The organism is Hansschlegelia sp. KR7-227, assembly GCF_049446035.1.
Classification (GTDB): domain Bacteria; phylum Pseudomonadota; class Alphaproteobacteria; order Rhizobiales; family Methylopilaceae; genus Methylopila.
In genome coordinates, this window is record NZ_JBMSEA010000001.1 from 304,788 (window position 1) to 326,111 (window position 21,324).

Sequence of the window (21,324 nt, forward strand, 5' to 3'; positions counted from 1 at the left end):
ACGGGCTCCTCTCTTCACCCTTCCACGGCCGCGCCCCTCCATGAAGCTTCCCCGCGACATCGGTCCCATCCACTTCGTCGGCATCGGCGGCATCGGCATGTCCGGCATCGCCGAAGTGCTGGCGAACCACGGCTACCGCGTGCAGGGCTCGGACGCCGCGGAGAGCGCGAACGTCAAGCGGCTGCGCGAGAAGGGGATCCTCGTCACGATCGGCCACGCCGCCGAGAATCTCGGCGACGCCGAGGTCGTGGTCGTCTCGTCCGCCATCAAGCGCGGCAATCCGGAGCTCGGCGCGGCGCGCGAGAAGCGCCTTCCGGTCGTCCGCCGGGCCGAGATGCTGGCCGAGCTCATGCGGCTGAAGTCCTGCATCGCCGTCGCCGGCACGCACGGCAAGACGACGACCACGTCGCTGGTCGCGACGCTGCTCGACGCCGGCGGCCTCGATCCCACCGTGATCAATGGCGGCATCATCAACGCCTATGGCGCGAACGCCCGCATGGGCGACGGCGACTGGATGGTGGTCGAGGCCGACGAGAGCGACGGCACCTTCCTGAAGCTGCCGACCGACGTCGCGGTGGTGACCAATGTGGACCCAGAGCATCTCGACCATTTCGGCACCTTCGACGCGATCAAGGCGGCGTTCCGCTCCTTCGTCGAGAACGTGCCGTTTTACGGCTTCGCGGTGATGTGCCTCGACCATCCGACCGTGCAGGACATGGTCGGCCTGATCGAGGACCGGCGCGTCGTGACCTATGGCGAGAACCCGCAGGCCGACGTGCGGCTGCGCGACGTCGACCTGCGCGGCGGCGCGGCGAAGTTCCGCGTCACGATCCGCGACCGCAAGACCGGCGCCGAGACGTCCATCGACGGCCTGGAGCTGCCGATGGCGGGCCATCACAATGCGCTCAACGCCACCGCCGCGATCGCGGTCGCGCATGAGCTCGGCATCTCGGCCAACCAGATCCGCACGGGGCTCGCGAAGTTCGGCGGCGTGAAGCGGCGCTTCACCCGGGTGGGCGAGTGGCACGGCGTCACCATCTTCGACGATTACGGCCATCACCCCGTGGAGATCGCGGCGGTGCTGAAGGCCGCGCGCGCCTCGACCGAGGGTCGCGTCATCGCCGTGGTGCAGCCGCACCGCTACACCCGGCTTCACGCGCTGTTCGACGGCTTCTCCAGCTGCTTCAACGACGCCGACACGGTGATCGTGGCCGACGTCTACGCCGCGGGCGAAGCGCCGATCGAGGGCGCCGACAAGGACGGGCTGGTGGCGGGCATCCGCGCCCGCGGCCATCGTCACGTTGTAGCCCTTGAGGGACCCCAGGCGCTCGCCGGCGTGGTCGCGGCGATCGCCAAGCCCGGCGACTATGTCGTGCTGCTGGGCGCCGGGACCTCGACCTACTGGGCCGCCGCTTTGCCGGACGAACTCGCCGCCTTCGGGCAGGGGGACGCGGCGTGAGCGGCAGCGCCGTCGCGCGGACGCCGTCGAGCGGGCTCGCGGAAACCCTGGCCAGCCTCATGCCCGACCTTCGCGGCAGGCTGCTCGCCGACCAGCCCTTGGCGGACCTCGCGTGGTTTCGCGTCGGCGGACCGGCGGAGGTCCTGTTCTCGCCGCAGGACGAGGACGACCTCGGCTATTTCCTCGGCCGCCTGCCGGCGGACATCCCGCTCTACCCGATCGGCCTCGGCTCCAACCTGCTGGTGCGGGACGGCGGCATGCCCGGCGTCGTCATCCGGCTCGGCAAGGCTTTCGCCGGGATCGAGCCCATGGACGAGTCCCGGATCAAGGTCGGCGCCGCGGCCGCGGACAAACGCCTCGCTGGCGCGGCGCTCGAGGCCGGCATCGGCGGCTTCGCCTTCTACCACGGCATTCCCGGCGCGATCGGGGGCGCGCTGCGCATGAACGCCGGCGCTCACGGGACCGAGACGCGCGAGCGCGTGGTCGAGGTCTACGGCGTCGACCGCTCCGGCGCGAAACGGATCTTCTCCAACGCGGAGATGGGCTACGCCTACCGCTTCTCCGCGGCGCCCGCGGACGTGATCTTCACCGGCGCCCTGATGCGCGGCGAGCCCCGCGATCCCGCCGCCATCCGGCAGGAGATGGACGCGGTCGCCGAGCACCGCGAGACCAAGCAGCCGATCAAGGCGCGCACTGGCGGCTCCACCTTCAAGAACCCGCCCGGCCACTCCGCCTGGAAGCTGATCGACGCGGCGGGCATGCGCGGATTTTCCATAGGCGGCGCGCAAGTGTCAGAGATGCACTGCAACTTCCTCATCAATGTCGGCGGCGCCACGGGGGCCGATATCGAGGCTCTCGGCGAAGAGGTGCGCCGGCGCGTGAGGGAGACGTCGGGCGTCGAACTCGAATGGGAGATCAAGAGGATCGGGTTGACGACCTGACGGTCGTGGGACTGGCGCGCTGCGTGCTTCGAGACGCGATCCTTCGGACCGCTCCTCGGCATGAGGAACGCTGGAACTTGCCATCCCCGACATCCTCATGTTGAGGAGCCCGCGAGAGCGGGCGTCTCGAAGCACGCAGGCGGCTTGCGCCGTCGTCCTCGGGCTTGACCGGAGGATCCATCGTCGACGCGGAGTTTCCGCGCTCAGGCTGGATGGTCCGGTCAAGCCGGACCATGACGCGTGAAACGTGAATGACGACGCCGGCTCTCCGCGGCCGGAATGGCGACCTGTCGGTCTCGGGGGAATAGGCATGACCAAGCACGTCGCCGTCCTGATGGGGGGCTGGTCCTCGGAGCGGCAGGTCTCGCTCTGGTCGGGCTCGGCCTGCGCCAATGCGTTGGAGGGGGAGGGGTTTCGCGTCACCCGCATCGACGTCGCGCGCGACCTGCCCGAGGTGCTGTCGAGGGTGAAGCCCGACGTCTGCTTCAACGCGCTGCACGGCCGCTACGGCGAGGACGGCACCGTCCAGGGCCTGCTCGAGATCATGGGGCTGCCCTACACGCATTCGGGCGTGCTGGCGTCGTCGCTCGCCATGCACAAGGAGCGCGCGAAGACGGTGATGGCCGCCGCGGGCGTTTCCGTGCCGCGTGGCAAAGTGGTCACACGCGCAGAAGCAGCGGCCTCCCACGTCTTAACGCCGCCTTACGTTCTCAAGCCTGTCGACGGTGGATCGTCGGTCGGCGTCCTAATCGTTAACGCCGATCACGAGCACCCCCCGCAGGAGCTGCACAGCGCGGACTGGCGGCACGGGGAGCTCCTGCTCGCTGAAAATTTCGTGGCGGGCAAAGAACTTACCTGCGCCGTGCTCAATGGAGAGCCGCTCGACGTCATCGAAATCGTGGCCTCCGACGGCTGGTACGACTTCGAAGCGAAATACGCCAAGGGCGGCTCGCGGCACGTTCTCCCGGCCGAAATTTCACCCTTTGTTTACCAAGAGGTCCGAAAACTGGCTCTCGCGGCGCACCACGCGCTCGGGTGCCGCGGAGTCAGCAGGGCCGATTTCCGTTTCGACGACCGCAAGGACGGAACGGGCGAGCTCGTCTGCCTCGAAGTGAACACGCAGCCCGGCATGACGGAAACGTCGCTCGTGCCGGAACTCGCCGCTTATGTCGGCATGGGGTTTGGTGAGCTCGTCAAATGGCTGGTGGAGGACGCCTCCTTAGATCGCTAGACGGGCCGCTCTCACGGGCCGGTCACGGTCGGGCTACGGACGGCGTCCAGACGCTGATCTTCAAGACCGGCCCCAATATGAGGACCGCCGCCGACAACGCCCGGCGCCCGCGTCCCGACCTCGACGACGTCTCCGAGGTGATCGGCGCCAGCCGCCTGTCCTCGATCCGGTTCCGCGCCGAGCGCTTCGTTCGCCGCCGTCCCATCGGCCTCGCGCTCACCGCCGGCCTCTACGCCGCCACCGGTCTCGTCGGCATGATCGACGGCGGTCACTGGCCGACCGTCCGCCACGAGCTCGAGACCCTCCACGTCACCACCGCGAACGCGATCGGCTTTCGGGTCGTGGCGATCCAGACCGACGGGCAGAGCGCGCTCACCGACGACGAGGTGCTGCTCGCGCTCGGCGTCAATGAGAACACCGCGCTTCCCTTTCTCGACGTTCAGGCCGCCCGCGAGCGGCTGATGGAGAACCCGCTCGTCGAGGATGCGGCCGTCCGCAAGCTCTATCCCGACCGCGTCACCGTGCATCTCGTCGAGCGCAAGCCGTTCGCGCTCTGGCAGCATGACGGCAAGGTGCAGATCCTCGCCGCCGACGGCACGGCGATCGACGAGTTCCGCGACAGCCGGTTCGCGCATCTGCCGCTGGTCGTGGGCCCCTCCGCCAACCTCAAGGCGCAGACGCTGCTCGGCGCGCTCGCCGCGGCGCCGACCATCAAGGAGCAGACCTACGCCGCGGTCCTGGTCGCCGAGCGGCGCTGGAATCTGCGGCTGCGCTCCGGCATCGAGGTCAAGCTGCCCGAGACCGACTACGGCGCGGCGCTCGCCCGGCTCGAGGCGCTGCAGGCGAAGCAGAACCTGTTCGCGAAGTGGATCACCGCGGTCGATCTGCGCTCGCCGCTCCGCACGGTCGTCAAGCTCACGCCGGAGGCGGCCGCTCTGATGGCCGAGGCCGACAAGGCCGCCGTCAAGGCGCGCAAGAAGGCAGGCCAGACATGAGCGCCGCGTTTCCCTATGGCGTCGTTCCGAAGATGCGCCCGCTTCCGCACCGGCGCGCCGTGGTGGTGTCGGTGCTCGACGTCGGCACCTCGAAGATCGCCTGCCTGGTCGCGCGCCTTCGGCCCACCGAAGCCGGCGACGCGCTGCCGGACCGCAGCCACATGGTCGAGCTGATCGGCGTCGGCCATCAGCGTTCGCGCGGGGTCAAGGGCGGGCAGATCGTCGACATGGAGGCCGCGGAGCAGGCGATCCGGCTCGCGGTCGACGCCGCCGAGCGCATGGCGGGCGTCCAGATCGAGAGCGTCATCGTGTCGGTCTCGGCCGGCAGGCTCGCCTCCGAGACCTTTCATGCGGAGGTGCCGATCGCCGGCCATCCGGTCGAGGACCGCGACATCCGTCGCGTGCTGCAGGCCGGCTGCGCCCACTCGGTCCGCCCGAACCGCGCCGTGGTGCACTCGATCCCGACCGGCTTCGGCCTCGACGCCAACCGCGGCGTCCGCGATCCGCGGGGCATGGTCGGCCAGCATCTCGGCGTCGACATGCACATCGTGACAGCGGAGGGCGCGCCGCTGCGGAACCTGACCTTGTGCGTCGAGCGCTGCCATCTCAACGTCGAGACCATGGTGGCCGCGCCCTACGCCGCCGGACTCGCCTCTCTCGTCGACGACGAGAGCGAGATGGGCGTGACGCTGGTCGACATGGGCGGCGGCACGACCTCGGTCGCGGTGTTCCAGGGCGGGCATTTCGTTCATTGCGACGCCGTCGCGCTGGGCGGCCACCACGTCACGCTCGATCTTGCGCGCGGCCTCTCGACCTCCATCGACGAAGCCGAGCGCCTCAAGACCCTGCATGCGAGCGTCTTCCCGTCGCTCGCGGACGAGCGCGACCAGATCGCGGTGACGCCGGTCGGCGAGAACGAGCCCGAGGCTGCGAACTACCTGCCGAAGTCGATGATCGTGAAGATCGTCAAGCCGCGGGTGGAGGAGATTCTGGAGCTGGTGCGCGACCGTCTGCGGGCGTCCGGCCACGCCTCGGAAGCGCGCCGCATCGTGCTGACCGGCGGCGCCTGCCAGTTGACCGGATTGCCGGAGCTCGCCCGCCGCATTCTCGACCGGCCGGTCCGCATCGGGCGTCCGCTGGGCGCGCGCGGGCTTCCGGAGGCCGCCAAGGGGCCGGCCTTCGCAGGCCCGGTCGGGCTGCTGGTGTTCCCGCAGGTCGCGGGCGTCGAACACGTCGATCCGAAGCGCATGCGGCGCGGCGGGCAGACGCAGAAGGACACGTACATCCACCGCGTCGGGCGGTGGCTGAAGGAGAGTTTCTGACCGGCGGCGCGGCGGCCGACGGTCGGGATAGGGCCTAGCGCGCCCTCCGAACGCCGAAACTTGAATTGGCACTCGCCTGGACGGCGCGACAACCTTAGAGGCTTGCGATGACGATCAATCTGAAAATGCCGGACATCCGGGAGCTGAAGCCCCGCATCACCGTGTTCGGCGTTGGCGGCGCCGGCGGCAACGCGGTGAACAACATGATCGAGGCCGGCCTCGCCGGCGTGGACTTCGTCGTCGCGAACACCGACGCGCAGGCGCTGACCCTGTCGAAGGCCGAGCGCATCATTCAGATGGGCGTGCAGGTCACGGAAGGCCTCGGCGCCGGCTCGCAGCCGGAAGTCGGCCGCGCCGCCGCGGAAGAGGTCATCGACGAGATCCGCGATCACCTGTCCGGCGCCCACATGGCCTTCATCACCGCCGGCATGGGCGGCGGCACCGGCACGGGCGCCTCGCCCGTCGTCGCGCAGGCCGCGCGCGAAGCCGGCATCCTGACCGTCGGCGTGGTGACGAAGCCGTTCCACTTCGAAGGCCAGCGCCGCATGAAGATCGCCGAAGCCGGCATCGAGGAGCTGCAGAAGGCGGTCGACACCCTCATCGTCATCCCGAACCAGAACCTGTTCCGGGTCGCGAACGAGCGCACCACCTTCGCCGACGCCTTCGCGATGGCCGACCAGGTGCTCTATTCCGGCGTCGCCTGCATCACCGACCTGATGGTCAAGGAAGGCCTGATCAATCTCGACTTCGCCGACGTCCGCGCGATCATGCGCGAGATGGGCAAGGCGATGATGGGCACGGGCGAAGCCTCCGGCGACAAGCGCGCCGTCCAGGCCGCGGAAGCCGCGATCGCGAATCCCCTGCTCGACGACGTCTCGATGAAGGGCGCCCGCGGCCTGCTGATCTCGATCACCGGCGGCAACGACCTCACCCTGTACGAAGTCGACGAGGCCGCCACCCGCATCCGCGAGGAGGTCGATTCGGAGGCCAACATCATCCTCGGCGCGACCTTCGACGAGAGCCTCGACGGCATCATCCGCGTGTCGGTGGTCGCGACCGGCATCGACCACATCCAGGAGGCGGGCGTCCCGAGCCCGGCCGAGCAGCGGATCGCCGAGCTGACGAGCCGCTTCAAGCAGCCGGCCCCGGGCACGCGCAGCCCCGAGCCGCAGACGCTGCCGACCTTCCGCGCCCCGACGCAGGGCCACGCCCAGCAGCCGGCGGCCGAGCAGGCCGAGGCTCCGGCCGAGAACGCCTACGACGCGCAGGTCGTGGCCGCGATCGAGGACGTGACGATCCGGGCGGCGGCCCCCAAGCCCCCGCTGGCCGAGCCGCAGCAGCAGGACACGGCCTACTACGCCGAAGACGACGGCCACGAGCAGGCGTATGTCCCGCCGGCTGCGGAGCGCGTCCCGGCCCGCGGAGCTCGCATGCCGCGGATCGAAGATCTTCCGATGCCGGCCCAGGCGCAGATCCGCGCCAGCCGCGAACAGGCGCCCGAAGCTCCGGCCCCTGACAAGAAGCGCATGACGCTGCTGCAGCGTCTCGCCTCCGGCCTCAACCGCTACGCCGAGGACGGCGACGCTGAGGCCCAGCAGCCGGCCGCGCCGCGTCCGGTCGCCCACGAGGCGCCGCAGCCGCCGGTCCCGCCGCAGCGTGCGCCTTCGCCGCAGCAGCAGGACTTCGCCCGCCGCCCCCAGCCGCCGGCGCATCAGCGCCCGGCGCATGGCCAGCTCGACCCGCACGGCCGGAGCCCCGGTCCGCAGTCGTCGCGCGGACTGGAGGACGACCAGCTGGAGATCCCGGCCTTCCTGCGCCGCCAGGCGAACTGAGTCGGGCCGCGGCGCGGCGCGCCGTCTCCCTCACCCTCGGCGATCCGGACGCGGAGCCCCGCGTCCGGATCGCCTCGTTTCAGCCACAGGCTTGCGGGGCGCCTGTTGCCGAAAAGCGGCCCGAGGCGCGTGGCGCAGGCGACTCCTTTCGGCTATAGACTGCGCTGCGGCGTTCGCTTCGCGCGCCGAAGGCTCGCGTTTGCGGCGCGGCCGGTCCCTCGGGGGGATTTGTTTCCGTCTTGTTGAACAAGAGGCTCGCGATGGCCGTGCGTACGCCCTCATCTTCGTCCGTCGCGCGGGGGCGCGGCTTCTTGCGCCTGGCGTTGGCGCTCGCGCTGACGCTGCCGATCGCGGCGTGCTCTTATTTCAATGAGAACAAGGACGAGGTCGGCCCGGACGAGCCCGCCGACAAGCTCTACGGAGAGGGTCTGAGCAGCGTCAATGCGGGCGACTACGCCGCCGCGCAGAAGAAGTTCAACGAGGTCGACCGCCAGCACCCCTACACCGAGTGGGGCCGCAAGGCGGTGCTGATGACCACCTACACCAATTACAAGAGCGGAAAGTATACCGACGCGATCGCGAGCGGGAAGCGCTACGTGCAGTTGCATCCGACGAGCCCGGACGCGGCCTACGCGCAGTATCTGATCGGCATGTCCTACTACAACCAGGTCCCCGACGTGAGCCGCGACCAGGAGGGCACGCGCCGCGCGGTCGAGGCGTTCGAGGAGTTGGTGCGCCGCTGGCCGGAAAGCGAATACGCGGAGACGGCCCGGCGGCGCATCATGGTCGCGCGCGACCAGCTGGCCGGCAAAGAGATGCAGATCGGCCGTTTCTATCTCGGGCGCCGCGACTACACCGGCGCGATCAACCGCTTCCGGGTGGTCGTCTCGAACTATCAGCAGACCCGGCACGTCGAGGAGGCGCTCCACCGCCTGGTCGAGGCCTATATGGCGCTCGGCATCACCGGCGAAGCGCAGACCGCCGCGGCGATTCTCGGGCACAACTATCCCGACAGCGAATGGTACAAGGCGAGCTACACGCTGCTCAACACGGGCGGACTGCAGCCGCAGGAGAACTCCGGCTCCTGGATGAGCCGGGCGTTTCGCGGCTTCGGCGGCGGCGTCAGCGCTCCGCCGACCGCCCAGCAGCCCCTCGAGGAGCCGGGACCGCCGGCGCAGCAGGCGCGGGCCGGCTGAGGCCGACCGACCGGGCTTAGCGGAGGCTCCGTGCTCGCACGGCTTTCGATCCGCGACATCGTCCTGATCGACCGGCTCGACATCGATTTCGACGCCGGACTCTCCGTCATGACCGGCGAGACCGGCGCCGGAAAGTCGATCGTGCTCGACGCCGTCTCCCTCGCGCTCGGCGGCCGCGGCGACGGCGGGCTGGTCCGCGAGGGAGAGTCGCAGGGGCAGGTCACGGCGGTCTTCGAACTCCCGTCCGATCATCCCGCTCGCGCGATTCTCGCAGCCCAGGACCTGTCGGACGACGGCGATCTGTTCCTGCGCCGCGTGCAGGCCCGCGACGGCCGGACGCGCGCCTTCGTCAACGACCAGCCGGTCAGCGTCCAGGCGTTGCGAAGCCTCGGCGCGACGCTGGTCGAAATTCACGGCCAGCACGACGACCGCGCGCTGGTCGATCCCGCGGCCCACCGGTCGCTGCTGGACGCCTATGGCGGTCTCGCGTCGGAAGCCGCTTCCGTGTCGGCGGCCTGGACGCGCCGCCGGACCGCCGCGCGCGCGCTGGCCGAGCACGCCGAGAAGGTCGAGGCCGCGCGCCGCGAGGCCGATTATCTGCGCCACGCGAGCGAGGAGTTGGACAAGCTTGCGCCCGAGGCCGGCGAAGAGGCCGCGCTCGCGGATAAGCGCGCCGCGACGATGAAGGCGGAGAAGGCGGCCGAGGATCTCAACGAGGCCTATGACGCCGTCGCCGGCGCGTCCTCGCCGGTCACCACGATCGCCAACGCCATCCGCCGACTCGAGCGGCGGGCGGCCTCCTCGCCGGAACTGGTCGAGCCGGCCATCAAGGCGCTCGACGCCGCGCTGCTCGCGCTCGACGAGGGCGAGGCGCATCTCAGGGCCGCTCTCGACGCCACGGCCTTCGACCCGAAGGAGCTCGAGCGGACCGAGGAGCGGCTGTTCGCCCTGCGCGCCGCCTCGCGGAAATTCTCCGTCCCGGTCGACGACCTCGCGGCGCTCGCCGCCCGGTTCCGCGGCGACCTCGCCGATCTCGACGCGGGGGAGGCGAAGCTCGCCGCGCTGACGGAGGAGGCGGCCGCGGCGGAGACGGCCTACGCGGCCGCGGCGGTGATCCTGAGCGAGGCGCGCCGGGCCGCCGCAGCGACCCTCGACGCGGCCGTGATGGCGGAATTGCCCGACCTCAAGCTGGAGCGCTCGCGTTTCGCCACCGAGATCGCGACCGATCTCGCGAACGCCGGCCCCGACGGCGTGGACCGGGTGGAGTTCTGGGTCCAGACCAATCCGGGCACCCGCGCCGGGCCGCTCGCCAGGATCGCCTCGGGCGGCGAACTCTCGCGCTTCATGCTGGCGCTGAAGGTGGCGCTCGCCGACCGCGGCTCGGCGCCGACGCTCGTGTTCGACGAGATCGACACCGGCGTCGGCGGGGCGGTCGCCGACGCGATCGGCGCCCGGCTCGCCCGGCTCGCCCGCGGCGTGCAGGTGCTGTCGGTGACGCACGCGCCGCAGGTCGCCGCGCGCGCCGGCCAGCACTTCCTGATCAGCAAGGCGCAGGAGCTGGAAGGCGGGCGCGTCGCGACACGGGTCGCAGGTCTCGCCGCGCATGAGCGCAGGGAAGAGATCGCCCGCATGCTCGCCGGCGCGTCGGTGACGGAAGAGGCGAGGGCCGCGGCCGCGAGGCTGCTGGAGGGCGCCGCGTGAGCGCGAAGGAGACGTCCGACGGCGAGTTGCCGCCCTCGCTGCCCGACGCCGCGAAGGAGCACGCGGCGCTTTCCGAAGAGATTCGCGGCCACGACCGGCGCTATTATCAGGAGGACGCGCCGGCGATCTCCGACGCCGAATATGACGCTTTGCGTCGCCGCCTGGACGCGCTCGAGGCCGAGTTCCCGGAGCTCAAGACCCCCGACTCTCCGAGCCAGACGGTCGGCGCCGCTCCCTCCGGGGCCTTCGCCAAGGTGCGCCACGCGGTGCCCATGCTCTCGCTCGGCAACGCCTTCGCCGAGGAGGATGTCGCCGAGTTCGTCGCGCGCGTCCGGCGCTTCCTTCAGATGAAGCCGGACGACGAACTCGCGATCTCCGCGGAGCCCAAGATCGACGGCCTGTCGGCGTCCCTGCTCTACCGGGACGGACGGTTCGTGCGGGGCGCGACGCGCGGCGACGGCGCGGTCGGGGAGGACGTCACCCGCAACATCGCCACCATCGACGACGTGCCCGAGCGCCTCGAGGGCGACGACGCGCCCGAGGTCCTGGAGGTGCGCGGCGAGGTGTACATGTCGCATGCCGACTTCCGCGCTCTGAACGAGCGGCAGGTCGCTGCGGGAAAGCCCGTCTTCGCCAATCCGCGCAATGCGGCCGCCGGATCGCTGCGCCAGCTCGACCCGAGCGTCACGGCGAGCCGGCCGCTGCGGTTCTTCGCCTACGCTTGGGGCGAGGCCAGCGCCGTGCCGTCCGACACGCAGACCGGGATGGTGAAAAACCTCGGCCGCTGGGGCTTCTCCATCAATCCGCTGATGAAGGTTTTCACCTCGGCCGAGGGCCTCATCGCGCACTACCGAGCGATCGAGGCCGAGCGTTCGTCGCTCGGCTACGACATCGACGGCGTCGTCTACAAGGTCGATCGGCTCGACCTGCAGCGCCGGCTCGGCTTCGTCTCCCGCAGCCCACGCTGGGCGATCGCGCACAAGTTTCCGGCGGAGCAGGCGACGACCGTACTAGAGGCGATCGACATCCAGGTCGGCCGCACGGGCGCGCTCACGCCGGTCGCGAAGCTCACGCCCGTCACGGTCGGCGGCGTCGTGGTGTCGAACGCCACGCTGCACAACGAGGACGAGATCGCCCGCAAGGACGTGCGCGTCGGCGACACCGTGATCGTCCAGCGGGCGGGCGACGTCATCCCGCAGGTCGTCGCCGTCGTGCCGGAGAAGCGCCCGAAAGGCGCGACGCCCTTCGTGTTTCCGACTGTCTGCCCCGTCTGCGGCAGCCACGCGGTGCGGGAAGAAGGCGAGGTCGTCCGGCGCTGCACCGGCGGGTTGATCTGCCGCGCGCAGGCCGTCGAGCGACTGCGCCATTTCGTGTCGCGCAACGCGATGGACATCGACGGGCTCGGCGACAAGCAGATCTCGGCCTTCTACGAATGGGGCCAGATCCGGCAACCGTCCGAGATCTTCACGCTCGAGCGGCGCGAGAGGGACGGCGACGGGCTCATCCTGCTGAGGAACCGCGAGGGCTGGGGCGAAACCTCGGCGAAGAACCTCTACGCCGCGATCGAGGACGCGCGGACGCGCACGACCGATCGGCTGCTGTACGCGCTCGGCATCCGCCATGTCGGCGAGGTCAACGCCAAGCGCCTGATGCGCCATTTCGTGTCGCTGGAGGCGCTGCGCGACGCCGCGCGGCGCGCCACGCCGCCGGACCCGGAGGTCAAGGGCGACAAGGGAAACGACGCCTGGGCGGAGATCGTCGACATCGAAGGCATCGGCCCGATCGTCGCCCGCGCCGTGATCGACTTCTTCCAGGAGCCCCAGAACGACCCGCCGCTCGACGCCCTGCTCGCCGAGGTCAAGCCCGAGCCGATGGAGCAGGTCGCCCGCGAGAGCCCGGTCGCGGGGCTCACGGTCGTCTTCACCGGCGCGCTGGAAAAGATGACCCGCGACGAGGCGAAGGCGATGGCGGAGCGGCTGGGCGCGAAGGTCGCAGGCTCCGTGTCGAAGAAGACCGACATCGTCGTCGCGGGCCCTGGCGCGGGATCGAAGCTCGCAAAGGCGCGCGATCTCGGGATCGAGACGCTCAGCGAAGATGAATGGCTGGCGCGCGTGGGCGAGACTGGCTGACGCGTGGCGAGGGCTGCGTCCTAGCCGTCGGAACCTCTGAAATAATCACGTCGCCTCAAAGATATAATCCGCGGTTAAAAGTAATTAAAATTTAATTATATTAAAACTGGACTGATCGCTTACCGGTATTTTAATAAGAGCCAGGGTATCACCGTCCGATAGCTTGCGCCGCTGCGCTGATTTGAGCGGCACGTACCGGCGGTAAGATGATCCCGAACAGAGCGAGAGATGGACTGCGGGACGATCGCGGCAACGTGACGATCCTGGCGGCCGTGTTTCTGCCGCTGCTGATCGGAGTCGCAGCCCTCGTCGCCGAGTTCGGCTCGGGGTTGCTCACGAAGGTCGAGTATCAGCGCGTCGCCGACCTCGCCGCCTATGCGGCCGCAAAGGCCTACAGCGCCGCGAACGACTCCGCGAAGATGACGGCGGCGGCGCAGCGGCTGGCGGGCCTGCATGGCGTGCCCGCGGCGAACGTCACCGCGACGCTGGTCGCGTCGCCCAAAGGCGGAAGCAACACGACCGTCGAAGTGACCATCGAGGGCGAGAGCGTCCTCGCTTTGGCGAAAGTGATCGGTTACCGCGCGAATCTCACGATCGCGGCGTCGGCCTACGCCGAGATCTCCGCCCAGGCCAACGCCTGCATCATCGCGCTGAAGACCAGCGGCTCCGGCATAACGCTGTCCGGCGGCACGAAGATCACGGCTCCCAATTGCGGCGTCGCCTCGAATGTCTCGATCACGACGCCTTGCGGCACGTCGATCGTCACCAAGGCCGTCAGCTACAACACCACCCCGCCAAGCCAGCCCTGCGCCGGCGCGATCTCCGCCCCTTCCGGCTCCACGCTGACGATCACGAAGAAGGAGACGACTGATCCGCTCGCCGGCGAAAGCGCGGTCACGACGGCGACGTCCCGACTTTCGGTCGTCGCGGGGCAGACAGGACCGAGCGCGCCGACGCTTGCGAGCGTCCCGACCGGCACGAACATCGACTTCGCGTGGGATCAAAACGGGACGAAGGCCGCCGCGACCGCCGCCAAGTGCACGGCGAGCTGGTCGCAGCCGACCTGGACGCTGACCTGCCCGAGCGGGGGGACCTACAATTTCGGGAAGATCAGCGTCGGCGGTGGCATCACGGTCAATTTCAACACCGGCGGGACCGCGGCCACGACGTACACTTTCAGCGACGTGCTCACCAACGCTGGCGGCGGCTCGGTCATCACCTTCGGCCCCGGCGTCTACAACATGGCCAAGGGATTTTACGCCAACAACACGACCACTTTCGGCGCCGGGACGTACAACATCGGCGCGACCCCGTCCGGGACCTGCTCCGGCGGCTACAGCGTGTGTTTCACGAACGGCACGCTGACCTTCGGGGCAGGGACGTTCAAACTCCCAGGCGGCGTGTGGACCGGCGGCGGAACCACGACCACCTTCGGCGCTGGCACGTTCAACCTCGGCGCAGGAACTGCGAACTGCTCGCCCGGGGCCGGCTACAGCATCTGCCACAATGGCGGGACGCTGACCTTCGGAGGGCCCAGCACCTTCGAGATGTCGGGCGGGATCTACAACAATGGCGGGTCCACGCTCACCTTCGGCTCCGGCTCGACCAACAGCTACCGGATCGGCGCGAGTTCGGCCGGCGATTCGATCAATGTCGGCGGCGGCTCCAAGACGACCTTCGCCGACGCCGCGGGGTCCTCCGGCCTGTTCCAGCTCGCCGGCAATCTCAACGTCACCTCCGGCGGCGGCAGCTGCATGACACTGCCGGCGGCCGCCCAGCACGACATCAAGGGCTTCTTCAACTCCGCCGGCGGCACGATCCTCGGCGCAGGCGTCTACACCGTGCGCGGCTACATCGCCTTCGGCGCCAATGGCGGGGGCGACGTCTATTGCAACGGCTCGACCGTCGGCGTGAAGGGCGTCGGCGTGACGCTCGTGACCGGCGGCGAGAGCACCGTGTCCGGCTCCGGCTGCACGAACGTCGCGCTGTGTCTCGGGTCCGGCTACGGCAACGTCTCGATCAGCGCCCCGACCTCGGGCGCGACCGCGAAGCTCGCGATCGTCGGCCCGACGACGTCGTCCAAGACGATGGGCGCGTCGCTGACGGGGGGCGCGAGCGCCAGCCTCGCCGGAGCGCTGTACTTTCCCAACGGACCCATTTCGATGAGCGGCGGCGCCAGCCTCGGCAACGCCGCGGGCCAGTGCCTTGAGATCATCGCGTCGCAGATCACGCTGACCGGCGGCACGGCCGCCGGTTCGCTGTGCTTCGGCGGGGCGACGTCCGGCGGCGGCGGCGTGGCGCTGGTGCAATGACGGCGTCTCTCGTCGCCAGCCTGCGCGCGGCGCTTGCCCGCTTCGCTCGAGAGAAGAATGGCGTGTCGGCCGTCGAGTTCGCGTTGCTGGCGCCGGTGTTCTGTCTGATCTTCGCCGGCACGATCGATTTCGGAGGCTCGCTCTACACGCGCTTCAATCTCAACGCCTCGGTCGCCGCCGCCTCGAACTACGCGCTCCTCAATGGCGCGAGCGCGACCTCGACCGGAGGCCGGGCGCTTGCCGACGCCACGGCGGCGCTGATCGCAAGCACGCAGACGGAAAACTGGGCGGACGCCGTGGTCGTCGTGAACAACGGTCCAGCCACCACCATCCGTTCGGGGGCGGTCTCGAAGACCGGCACGGCCGCGAACGCCGATTCCTGCTACTGCCCGACGATCGCCCCGGCCGGCGTCGTCTGGGGATCCGCAATGACGTGCGGCGGCGCCTGCGCCGGCGGCGGCGTCGCCGGCAAGTTCGTGTCGATCAGCGGGAGCCGCGCCGTCACGCCGCTGCTTCCGGCGATCAGCCGCGTTGAGGCGGGAACGGCGGTCGAGCGCGCGATCGTGCAGGTCCAATGAGCGGCGGGATCATTCGCCGCTTTGCGGGGCGCTTCGGGCGTCAGTCGTCCGGCGCCACCGCGGTGGAATTCGCGTTGCTGGCGGGACCCATGCTGATGATGCTGCTGGGTTCGATCGAAGCGGGACGCGCGATGTGGATCCGGCAGGCTCTGTCGGAGACGGCGATCGCGGGCGCGCGCTGCATGGGCGTGCGTCAGACGGAGTGCTCGGCGAACGGGGTCTACAGCGCGTCCAAGACGCTCTCGCATGTCGTCGAGACCGGGGCGTCCTATCAGATTTCGATCCCGACCGCGAATGTGACGCTGAACGCGAACGCGACCTGCGCAGGGGTGGCGGGGAACTCCAAGGTCACACTCACGACGCCGTTCGAGACGCCAATTCCAGGCTTCCTGACGGAAATCGCCGGCGTCCACACGCTGCATGCGTCGGCGTGCTTCCCGAACCAACCGTGATCTTTTCGCGCGACCGGCGTCGCGATGACGCGACCTCGGGAACAACCGGCCGCCTCCGGACGTTGTTGGACCGGGCAATGTCAATCTCTTCAAGCACGACCAGACCTGGAAGCTTGTTCCTGGGCCGCCAGCCGAGGGCCGCGCCGTGAGTCGTCTGATCGTCGTCTCCAATCGCGTCCCGATGCTGAAGCCTGGGGCGCAGGCCGCTGGCGGGCTTGCCGTCGCGCTGTCCGGAGCGATGCAGGAGCGCGGCGGCGTCTGGTTCGGCTGGAGCGGGCGGACTATTCCCGACGACGCGGCGCAGCCCGAGCATCCCAAGACGGTCGAGAGCGGCGGCCTGACCTACGCGCTGGTGGACCTCAAGCAGCGCGACCTCGAAGAGTATTACGGCGGCTTCTCCAACCGGATGCTCTGGCCGCTGTTTCACTACCGGATGGACCTCGCAGATTTTACCCGCGTGGCGCTGGGCGGCTACTACCGCGTCAACAAGCTCTTCGCCCGCATGCTGGCGCCGATGGTGCAGCCGTCCGACCTGGTCTGGGTGCACGACTATCACCTGATCCCGATGGCCGCGGAGCTCCGCGCGGCCGGGCTGAAGAACCGGATCGGCTTCTATCTCCACATCCCGTTCCCGCCGCCGGACATCCTGACCGTGCTGCCCAACCACGCCGACATCGTGCGGGGACTGGCGGCTCATGACGTCATCGGATTCCAGACCCCGCTCGACGTCGAGAATTTCGAGACCTACGTCCGCCGCGAGAAGGTCGGCCGGCGGCTGAGCGCGGGCCGGTTCGTCGTTCATGGCCGAGCGATCCGGGTCGAAGCGCTGCCGGTCGGGATCGAAACCAAGGCCTTCGCCGAGACGGCCGCCGCATCCGGGCGCAACTCGCTCGTGCGGCGCATGCGCGAGAGCATGCTCGGGCGCAAGCTGATCATCGGGGTGGACCGGCTGGATTACTCCAAGGGCATCGCCGAGCGCATCCAGGCCTTCGAGACGTTTCTCACGCTGGACGACAGCTGGCGCGGCCGCTGCACCTTTCTTCAGGTCACCCCGAAATCGCGCGAGGAAGTGCCGGAATACGCCGCGATGGAGCGCGCGGTCGCGGAGCTCGCCGGGCGGGTGAACGGCGCGCACGCCGAGCTCGACTGGACGCCGATCCGCTACGTGAACCGCACCGTCGGCCGCAACGCGCTGGCGGGGCTCTATCGCATGGCGAGCGTCGGCCTCGTGACGCCGCTGCGGGACGGGATGAACCTCGTGGCGAAGGAGTTCGTCGCCGCCCAGGATCCGGAAGACCCCGGCGTTCTCCTGCTGTCGCGCTTCGCGGGCGCCGCGGCCGAGATGGACGGCGCGCTGCTCACCAACCCTTATGACGTCGACGGCACCGCGGGCGCGATCGCCCGCGCGCTCGACATGCCGTTGGACGAGCGGGTGGACCGGTGGAAGCGGATGTTCGCTCGCATTTCGGAACATGACGTCGCCTGGTGGCGGCGCTCCTACCTTGAAGCGCTCGAAGGCGACGCCGAAACGTCCCCAACCGCCGACCGCCTCAAGGCCGTGAGCTGAACTGTCCGACCGGCGGTTTTGGGTCCGGGGGCGTCGACCGGCGGCGGCCTTGTCGCCTCACCTCGCCGGCGGCGCCCCGAAGTCGGGAGGCGGCGGGACCCCGAAGTCCGGCTCCTTCATGTCGCCGCCGTCCGGAGCGCCGAAATTGTTGTCGGGGATGTCGATCTTGATCGTGCTCGGGTCGACGGTCGACGCCGCGCCCTTGTAGTGCGTCACCATCTGCGGGAAGGCGATCACCAGCCCGACCATGATCATCTGGATGATCACGAAGGGCACCGCTCCCCAATAGATCTGGCCCGTGGTGACGCCTTCGGTGCGCTTCTTCGTGATCTTGTCGAGGTAGGATTTTCGCGGCGCGACGGAGCGCAGGTAGAACAGCGAGAAGCCGAAGGGCGGGTGCATGAACGACGTCTGCATGTTGACCCCGAGCATAACGCCGAACCAGATCAGGTCGATCCCCAGAGCGGCGGCCGCGGGCCCGAGCAACGGGACGATGATGAAGGCGAGTTCGAAGAAGTCGAGGAAGAACGCCAGCACGAACACCAGCGCGTTCACGACGATCAGGAACCCGACCTCGCCGCCCGGCAGGCCGATGAGCAGGTTCTGCACCCATTTGTCGCCCTCGACCCCATAGAAGGTCAGGCTGAACACGCGGGCGCCGATCAGGATGAAGATCACGAACGTCGAGAGCTTCGCGGTCGAGTCGAGCGCGTGCGTCATCAACGGCACTGTGAGCTTCCGCTTCATGGCCGCGAGGATCAGCGCGCCCGCGGCGCCCATCGCGCCGCCCTCCGTGGGCGTCGCGATGCCTACGAAGATGGTGCCGAGCACCAGCCCGATCAGCACCAGCGGCGGAATGAGCACGAACAGCACCCGCGCGATGAGCGCCGCCCCGCGGAGGGTGCGCGCCTCCGGCGGCAAAGCGGGCGCCGCCGCCGGGCGGACCATCGTCACAAGAAAGATGTAGCCGGCGTAGAGCGCGGTCAGCACGAGGCCCGGGACCAGCGCGCCCTTGTACATGTCGCCGACGGACTTCCCGAGCTGGTCGGCCATGACGATCAGCACGAGGCTCGGCGGGATGATCTGCGCGAGAGTTCCCGACGCCGCGATCACGCCGGCGGCGACCCTGCGGTCGTAGCCGTAGCGCAGCATGATCGGCAGCGAGATCAGCCCCATCGAGATGACCGAGGCCGCGACCACGCCGGTGGTGGCCGCAAGCAGCGCGCCGACGAAAATCACGGCGTAGGCGAGGCCGCCCCGGATCGGCCCGAACAGCTGCCCTATGGTGTCGAGCAGGTCCTCGGCCATGCCGGATCGTTCGAGGATCAGCCCCATGAAGGTGAAGAACGGAATGGCGAGCAGCGTCTCGTTGCTCATCACGCCGAAGATGCGGAACGGCAGGGCTTGTAGGAAATCGGGCTGGAACAGGCCGAGTTCGATGCCGATGAACGCGAACAGAAGCCCGTTCGCGGCGAGCGAGAACGCGACGGGATAGCCGATCAGAAGGAACACGACGAGCGTCGCGAACATGATCGGCGCCATGTTGTGGATCAGGAACTCGGTCATGCCTCGGGGGCTCCGGCGTGTCGCGTCGGGTCGTCGGGAAGAGGCGGAGTTCAGGCGACGACGGTCTCATCCTCGTCGCGCTTCTCCTCGTAAGGGTCGGGGATCAGCCCCTGCAGCACCGCGACGCGCTTGATGAGCTCGGAGACGCCTTGCGCGAGCAGCAGAACGAAACCGAGCAGGATGAGCCCCTTGGCGGGCCAGATGATCAGGCCGCCGGGGCTGTTCGAGACTTCTCCCGAGGTGAAGGAGAGCCAGAAGAACGGCCAGAGATCGTAGATCATCAGCAGGCAGAACGGAATCAGCACGATCACGTGGCCGCCGACGTCGATCCAGTCGCGGGTGCGCTTGGAAAACAGCCCGGCGAGCACGTCGATCCGGATGTGCTCGTTCTTCAGCAGCGTGTACGCGGCGCAGAGCATGAACACGCCGCCGAACAGATACCACTGCAGCTCGAGCCAGGCGTTCGAGCTCATGTCGAACGCCTTGCGCAGGACGGCGTTGACCGAGCTGACGATGACGGCGATCAGCGTCAGCCACATCGCGGAGCGCCCGATCACGGTGTTGATCGCGTCGATCGTGCGGCTCAGCGCGAGCAAGGCGCCCATCGGCATGTTCCCCCCGTCGGCGGGCCGTTCGCGGTCTGAGACGCCGCGATCCCCTCTTGTCGATGCTTGTGACTTACCATTCCAGCGGCCTCCACGCGAGCGGAGGCTGCAGGCGGATGCCACGATTCAACCGAGGTCGCAACAGGCAAGCGCCATCTGGCGCGAGGCGCCTCAAGCGCGACGAACCGCTGCGCAAACCGCGGGAGCGATCGTCGCGAACTCGATCATCGCAGCCTGGGACGCGCCCGGAGAAAATGGACGCCGTCCAGGCACGTCACGGACAGGAGCCGATGTGGGAGGTTTTCGAGACGCGGGCTGTACGCCCGCCAGGCGCCGGTCAGCCGCCGGTCGTCGACATGTGACGGGCGACGGCGGGCTTTGCGCGCGTGCGGTCGATGACGAAGTCGTGGCCCTTCGGCTTGCGGGCGATCGCGCTGCGGATCGCGTCCGCGAGCAGAGCGTCGCTTTCGCTGGCCCGCAACGGCGCCCGCAGGTCGGCGGCGTCTTCCTGACCGAGGCACATGAACAGGGTGCCGGTGCAGGTCACCCGCACGCGGTTGCAGCTTTCGCAGAAATTGTGCGTCATCGGGGTGATGAAGCCGATCCGCCCTCCGGTCTCGGCGACCGAGACGTAGCGGGCGGGGCCCCCGGTCTTGTAGGGAATGTCGTTCAGCGTCCAGCGCTGTGCGAGCCGGGCGCGGACACGGCTCAGCGGCAGATACTGGTCGGTGCGGTCGCCGTCGATCTCGCCCAGCGGCATGGTCTCGATCAGCGACAGGTCCATGCCCTTGCCGTGGGCCCAGGCTGCGATCGAGGCGATCTCGTCCTCGTTCACGTCGCGCAGCGCGACGGTGTTGATCTTGATTTTCAGGCCAGCCGCGAGCGCCGCGTCGATGCCGCCGAGCACCACGCCAAGGTCGCCCCAGCGGGTCACCTGACGGAATTTGGTCTCGTCCAGAGTGTCGAGCGAAACGTTCACGCGGCGTACGCCCGCGGCGTAGAGGTCCGCGGCGTGCTTCGCCAATTGGCTGCCGTTGGTGGTGAGCGTGAGCTCCTCCAGCGCGCCGGAATCGATGTGGCGGCCGAGCGACCGGATCAACGTCATCAGGTCCCGCCGCACCAGCGGCTCGCCGCCGGTGAGCCGCAGCTTGCGGACGCCGAGCCGGATGAAGGCGCTGCACAGGCGGTCGAGCTCTTCCAGGCTGAGCAGATCGCGCTTCGGCAGGAACGTCATGTGCTCCGACATGCAGTAGACGCAGCGGAAGTCGCAGCGGTCCGTCACGGAGACGCGCAGATAGGTGATCGCCCGCGCAAACGGATCGATCAACGGTTCGGTCGGCAGGGGGCGCGGAAAGATGTCCATCGGCTCGGGGGTTATACGCAATCGTCGCGCCGGACGCGACAGGGATCCGATGACGGTGGCGAAAACGTCATAGGG

At 69.1% G+C, this 21,324-nt stretch carries 16 protein-coding genes; 13 read left to right on the forward strand and 3 right to left on the reverse strand.

What is annotated here, in order from left to right; translation table 11 throughout:
- Nucleotides 1-40: 40 nt before the first annotated feature.
- From murC to otsA, 13 genes are all read left to right on the forward strand, one after another.
- Nucleotides 41-1,459, forward strand: coding sequence for a UDP-N-acetylmuramate--L-alanine ligase (gene murC, locus ACO2RJ_RS01360; protein ID WP_423266217.1), 1,419 nt, complete (start codon nt 41-43; stop codon nt 1,457-1,459).
- On the forward strand, nt 1,456-2,400 hold the full coding sequence (gene murB, locus ACO2RJ_RS01365) for a UDP-N-acetylmuramate dehydrogenase (RefSeq protein WP_423266218.1): 945 nt from the start codon (nt 1,456-1,458) through the stop codon (nt 2,398-2,400). Before murC ends, murB begins: the two co-directional genes overlap by 4 nt.
- Before the next feature lie 310 nt (nt 2,401-2,710).
- The gene (locus tag ACO2RJ_RS01370; RefSeq protein WP_423266219.1) at nt 2,711-3,631 is read left to right on the forward strand and encodes a D-alanine--D-alanine ligase; all 921 of its coding nucleotides are present in this window, start codon (nt 2,711-2,713) and stop codon (nt 3,629-3,631) included.
- Between the two features lie 77 nt (nt 3,632-3,708).
- The gene (locus tag ACO2RJ_RS01375) at nt 3,709-4,626 is read left to right on the forward strand and encodes a cell division protein FtsQ/DivIB (protein ID WP_423266220.1); all 918 of its coding nucleotides are present in this window, start codon (nt 3,709-3,711) and stop codon (nt 4,624-4,626) included.
- Nucleotides 4,623-5,948 (forward strand): cell division protein FtsA, encoded by a 1,326-nt coding sequence (gene ftsA, locus ACO2RJ_RS01380; RefSeq protein WP_423266221.1) that lies wholly within the window; start codon nt 4,623-4,625, stop codon nt 5,946-5,948. The genes ACO2RJ_RS01375 and ftsA overlap by 4 nt, the downstream gene beginning before the upstream one ends.
- A gap of 107 nt (nt 5,949-6,055) precedes the next feature.
- The gene (gene ftsZ / locus ACO2RJ_RS01385) at nt 6,056-7,780 is read left to right on the forward strand and encodes a cell division protein FtsZ (protein ID WP_423266222.1); all 1,725 of its coding nucleotides are present in this window, start codon (nt 6,056-6,058) and stop codon (nt 7,778-7,780) included.
- A gap of 260 nt (nt 7,781-8,040) precedes the next feature.
- Entirely contained in the window at nt 8,041-8,976 is a 936-nt protein-coding gene (locus tag ACO2RJ_RS01390) for an outer membrane protein assembly factor BamD (protein WP_423266223.1), read from the forward strand.
- A 30-nt stretch (nt 8,977-9,006) separates the two neighbouring features.
- Nucleotides 9,007-10,677, forward strand: coding sequence for a DNA repair protein RecN (recN, locus tag ACO2RJ_RS01395; protein WP_423266224.1), 1,671 nt, complete (start codon nt 9,007-9,009; stop codon nt 10,675-10,677).
- Entirely contained in the window at nt 10,674-12,806 is a 2,133-nt protein-coding gene (ligA, locus tag ACO2RJ_RS01400) for an NAD-dependent DNA ligase LigA (protein WP_423266225.1), read from the forward strand. Before recN ends, ligA begins: the two co-directional genes overlap by 4 nt.
- 254 nt (nt 12,807-13,060) lie before the next feature.
- The gene (locus tag ACO2RJ_RS01405; RefSeq protein ID WP_423266226.1) at nt 13,061-15,118 is read left to right on the forward strand and encodes a pilus assembly protein TadG-related protein; all 2,058 of its coding nucleotides are present in this window, start codon (nt 13,061-13,063) and stop codon (nt 15,116-15,118) included.
- Nucleotides 15,115-15,696, forward strand: coding sequence for a TadE/TadG family type IV pilus assembly protein (locus ACO2RJ_RS01410; protein ID WP_423266227.1), 582 nt, complete (start codon nt 15,115-15,117; stop codon nt 15,694-15,696). Before ACO2RJ_RS01405 ends, ACO2RJ_RS01410 begins: the two co-directional genes overlap by 4 nt.
- Before the next feature lie 62 nt (nt 15,697-15,758).
- Nucleotides 15,759-16,148, forward strand: coding sequence for a TadE/TadG family type IV pilus assembly protein (locus ACO2RJ_RS01415; RefSeq protein ID WP_423266228.1), 390 nt, complete (start codon nt 15,759-15,761; stop codon nt 16,146-16,148).
- 145 nt (nt 16,149-16,293) lie between these two features.
- The gene (gene otsA, locus ACO2RJ_RS01420) at nt 16,294-17,715 is read left to right on the forward strand and encodes an alpha,alpha-trehalose-phosphate synthase (UDP-forming) (RefSeq protein WP_423266229.1); all 1,422 of its coding nucleotides are present in this window, start codon (nt 16,294-16,296) and stop codon (nt 17,713-17,715) included.
- Nucleotides 17,716-17,772: 57 nt separating this feature from the next.
- Here the strand turns inward: otsA and ACO2RJ_RS01425 are convergent, their stop codons facing one another.
- From ACO2RJ_RS01425 to moaA, 3 genes are all read right to left on the reverse strand, one after another.
- Nucleotides 17,773-19,281 carry a TRAP transporter large permease gene (locus ACO2RJ_RS01425; RefSeq protein ID WP_423266230.1) on the reverse strand — a complete coding sequence of 503 codons (1,509 nt, stop codon included), beginning with the start codon at nt 19,279-19,281 and terminating at the stop codon, nt 17,773-17,775.
- Between the two features lie 50 nt (nt 19,282-19,331).
- Complete coding sequence (locus ACO2RJ_RS01430) at nt 19,332-19,886, reverse strand: TRAP transporter small permease subunit (RefSeq protein ID WP_423266231.1); 555 nt, start codon at nt 19,884-19,886, stop codon at nt 19,332-19,334.
- Nucleotides 19,887-20,223: 337 nt separating this feature from the next.
- On the reverse strand, nt 20,224-21,249 hold the full coding sequence (gene moaA, locus ACO2RJ_RS01435) for a GTP 3',8-cyclase MoaA (protein ID WP_423266233.1): 1,026 nt from the start codon (nt 21,247-21,249) through the stop codon (nt 20,224-20,226).
- Nucleotides 21,250-21,324 lie beyond the last annotated feature (75 nt).